Origin of the sequence: Methylobacterium sp., from assembly GCF_019745455.1 — a bacterium.
In the GTDB taxonomy this organism is placed as follows: domain Bacteria; phylum Pseudomonadota; class Alphaproteobacteria; order Rhizobiales; family Beijerinckiaceae; genus Methylobacterium.
This window is the reverse complement of sequence record NZ_JAIETD010000132.1, coordinates 1-3,724: the sequence shown is the minus strand read 5'-3', so window position 1 is coordinate 3,724 and position 3,724 is coordinate 1. Positions and strand designations below refer to the sequence as shown.

At 60.4% G+C, this 3,724-nt stretch carries 5 protein-coding genes; 3 read left to right on the top strand and 2 right to left on the bottom strand.

Annotation, left to right across the window (positions count from 1 at the left end):
• Nucleotides 1-210: 210 nt before the first annotated feature.
• Nucleotides 211-980, top strand: a protein-coding gene (locus K2Y56_RS22570) for an IS5 family transposase (protein WP_292513116.1) whose coding sequence is annotated in 2 segments (ribosomal slippage) — nucleotides 211-526 and nucleotides 526-980 — 771 coding nt in all. Because the reading frame shifts where the segments join, the coding sequence is not laid out codon by codon here.
• 352 nt (nucleotides 981-1,332) lie between these two features.
• Complete coding sequence (locus K2Y56_RS22565; RefSeq protein ID WP_292513113.1) at nucleotides 1,333-1,560, top strand: hypothetical protein; 228 nt, start codon at nucleotides 1,333-1,335, stop codon at nucleotides 1,558-1,560.
• A 465-nt stretch (nucleotides 1,561-2,025) separates the two neighbouring features.
• Here K2Y56_RS22565 and K2Y56_RS22560 read toward each other — a convergent pair whose 3' ends face one another.
• A complete protein-coding gene (locus tag K2Y56_RS22560) occupies nucleotides 2,026-2,277 on the bottom strand; it encodes a hypothetical protein (protein WP_292513110.1) in 252 nt (83 codons plus the stop codon).
• Nucleotides 2,278-2,790: 513 nt separating this feature from the next.
• Here K2Y56_RS22560 and K2Y56_RS22555 point away from each other — a divergent pair.
• Nucleotides 2,791-3,003 (top strand): hypothetical protein, encoded by a 213-nt coding sequence (locus K2Y56_RS22555; protein ID WP_292513107.1) that lies wholly within the window; start codon nucleotides 2,791-2,793, stop codon nucleotides 3,001-3,003.
• Between the two features lie 10 nt (nucleotides 3,004-3,013).
• Here the strand turns inward: K2Y56_RS22555 and K2Y56_RS22550 are convergent, their stop codons facing one another.
• Nucleotides 3,014-3,286 carry a hypothetical protein gene (locus tag K2Y56_RS22550; protein ID WP_292513104.1) on the bottom strand — a complete coding sequence of 91 codons (273 nt, stop codon included), beginning with the start codon at nucleotides 3,284-3,286 and terminating at the stop codon, nucleotides 3,014-3,016.
• Between the last annotated feature and the right edge of the window lie 438 nt (nucleotides 3,287-3,724).

Here is a 3,724-nt window from a genome sequence, read left to right as displayed (position 1 = left end):
TCCACCTCAGGCCGCCTGACCGATGGCCGCTCCAACTCCACCCCGAATTTCCACCTCATTGACGGACACGACCTTATGCAGGCTGATTCATCACGGCGCGTGAAATTTGTTCGTAAACCAATCACTAATTGGGCGCCTCGATTAGGGCCTGTTGTCGCCTGAACGGATTGGCTGGGCTTGCGTTTTCATCTCTCTGAGGCAGGAGGGACGATGCTGAGCGACGCGCAATGGGCTGAATTGGAGCCTCTGGTCGAGGCCTGCCGGCCCAAGGCTAAGACGCCGCCGCAGGATCTTCAACGCACGCTCTCGGCCATCCTCTGGCGGCATCAGAACGGGGCCAAATGGCGGGCCATCCCGGAGGATCTCGGTCCGTGGTGGCGGGCCGCCCAGATCTTCATCCGCTGGTCCCGTGCCGGCGTCTGGGAGCGGCTGCTTCAGCTCGTGCAGGAACGCGGCGTCCAACTCGGCATGGTGTTCCTCGACGGCACGAACGTGCGAGCGCACCAAAAGGCGGCGGGGGCCGCCAAAAGGGGGGATCTGCGGCCGAGCGAGACGCTCGTGAAGCTCTTGGCCGCTCGCGTGGCGGCTATGGCACCAAGGCTTGCGTGATCGCCGACGGGCAGGGCCGCGCCATCGCCTTCCGGCTGGCGCCCGGTCAGGCTCATGAACTACCTCACGCGGTTCCCCTGCTCGACCAACTGCCGGGGGTGCCCAAATGGGTCGTTGGGGACCGCGGCTACACCAGCCACGCCTTTCGCGAGCACATCTGGGACATGGGCGCTCGGCCTGCGATCCCGCCCCAGCGCCACGAGTTGCCCGTCGCCTGCCCGAACTGGATCTACAACAACCGCAACCAAGTCGAGCGGCTCTGGGTCAGGCTCAAGGAATGGCGCGCCATCGCCACCCGCTACGAGAAGACCGCCGCCAGCTTCATGGGCGTCCTCTCCCACGCAGCCGCACTCGATTGGCTCAAGCGATGACACGCCCTAGAAGCGACAGCCACGTCTGGTTTGATAAGGTCGCCGCTCTGAAGCGGTCCGTTACACGTTACCCAACTCAGCCGCAGGTTATTGTCCATCAAATTACCGCGAAGCGGACTTTGCGACAGTCTGTGCAGGGTCGAGAGCGGATCCGAGCCAAGTATACCATCCGTTGGAGATCACCCTGCGGCCCAGATAAACGATAATGACCAACACCCCGCCCTGACGCGAGATCACCACGAACGATTATGCGCCGCGGACTTTCAAGGGTCAGCCCGGGCCCAGCTAGTGGGTCGCCTCATGCGAGCGCATCCGCGAGCTGATCCAGGAGCAGGCCGACGGGTACTTCCGATTGCGGCTGGTCCTGCGCGAGGCGGTCGACCTGCTGAAGGGCCCGAAGAAAAACCCGATGTGGTGGTGGGATGACGACCACGGGCCCGACCTGATCCTGAGCGTCATGGACATTCACATCGAGCGCCTGAACGGACGGCGGTATCGCGTGGACCGTCGAGCGACGATCGCAGAGGCGATGGCGGCGAAGCCGGTGTCGAGAACCCATTCTGAGAACTCCGACGCCTAAGTAGGATACCTCTTCGTATGCCCTCAGCCTCATCCTAAGCGCGAGCCAAGTTGCGTATCGGCTCCGTCGTGCTGCCCACGACGTGCCCCGCCAGTCCGTGATCAGATCGGGCGGCGGGGCTCGCACCTGCTCTCACCCTTATTCGCCAGCGACAAAGAGCGCATTTTGCGAAATCATAGCGTCGCTATGACGCCCGGCCATGAAATTCTGGAAGGCAGAAGTCAGAGGGGCGCTCGGTGTGAGCGCATCACCTGAACACGGGGAGCGCGGGTATCGCGCGACCCTGGTTGATCAGCGAGGGATGGTCGTATCAACTGTTCGGATTGCGGCTGCAGACGACGCGGATGCATGTGAGAAGGCCAGAGCACTTGTTGACGGCCATGGCGTCGACTTGTGGGAGGATATGCGGTTCGTTGACCACTTCCCCGCTATCGATCCACCCGAGTAGCTGCGCGACGATGCTAGCTACTTGCCTGTCTTCGCCATGGCGGATGCTTCGGTCACGGCGAAGTCGAGATGACACAAGAGAGCGCCTGCCTCGTCGGTTACTTCCATCCGCCAGTCCTCACCTGGGCGCAGCTTGCGACCCTCGTCGCGTAACAGGCTGCCGGCGAGAACAATGGCTTCTTCCCGCGCGGCTTTGATATCCGCCAGCTCAGTTCCGTCAGGATCTGGTGCGCTGTAGCCGTCATAAACGTTGAAGTGGAAACGAGGCACGTGCTGCTCCGCCAAAGAGAGGCGAGAGCAAGATGAACCCTCAGTCGCCGACGCCTGGGACTACCAGCCTGCGATTGACCTAGTATCGGGGGGGGTCACACTCTGTGCATTTACATACAGTAACGGCGGCGTGCACTGCGCCTTCACATATAGTTCACTGCGGCTTTTCCACCACAGCCAACATAGGAAGTTCGCGATGACGGAATATGAGACGGGCTACCTTCAGGCCCTAAAGGACCTTTAGATGACAACCGGCGGCATGGCTCGCGATCCAGGCGTCTCTTCAGACGGCAGGACCGAGTTAAAGCGTGTCGTCTCCCATATCGAAGTCCTTTCAACGAGAGGAGAAGTCAGCCCGACGAGGCTGAACACGGCAAAGACGCGCCAGACCCATTGAGCGGCAGCTTCTAGGGCATGCGACACAGCCTGGCTTCGGCACGTTCCTGTCCTAGATCTCGCGGCGGCGAGAAACCGCTGACCTGGGCCGCGGTACGTAGGGAAGAGCAAAGAGCCATGCTGATCGAGTCCATCATGCTCGATATCGAACAGGATGAGATCCGCACTCGCATGCGGGAGGTGGCGACGCGGGTGTTGGCAGAAGGCAATGCCCTTGATGAAGATCTTCAGGATTGGATCCTGACCGTGAGAGACGACGACGGAGTAGTCGTCATGAGCCTCTTCATGGCTCAAGCAGCTGGGTGCGAGGCCATGTCCAGGGCGCACTAAGACTGAAGCTTCAGACTAACGGCTCGGGCTCGGGGATTGGCACATCGCCCATCCACAGCCCGGCGAACGTCAGCGTTGCCGTGTAGACCGTAACGTTGTTCTCGTCGCGAACCGAGACCGTGAAGGCTTGCCTGTCTCCATCGGTCGGGATCACGTCCTTCGCGATCGTGGGCAGCACATTCATGGCCTCAACTCGGAGGGCATCGACGCCTGCGCAATCGGTGCCCTCACTGTCCCGGATGAACGATCGTCCCTCGTGGATGTCGAAGTAGTAGCGGGCCATTGTCCTCTCACTGATCACTGCCCCGCCCTCTGAACAAAATCACGGGTGCGACCAATTTGTTCTGTCCGCTAGCGGACAAAGCTCTGTGGCAATAAATGTCACGACGACCTCAGGGCCAATCCGCTCCTTCTAAAGCCATGGTGAGGCAAATAAGCGCTATTTTTATCTTATCATAATAAGACAGAACTGTACGACAGCGGACAGAACGTCTTCTCTCTGCAGAAGGATAATCTAGTTTATGTTGCGCTGTTAGCGAATGCTCATCATTGTGGGCATCATCAGTGAAACGCTACAGGTGCTGATGACTGGGAGAGCCGTGGGCTTCCACCTGCATTGCAAGGTGAAGCGGCCATGCCTTCAGCCGGTAGCGTCCGCGGACGAGGTGTAAATTCGAGGACCGCTTTGGCGGGGATTGGGGTGGCCATCGGGCCATGCGGC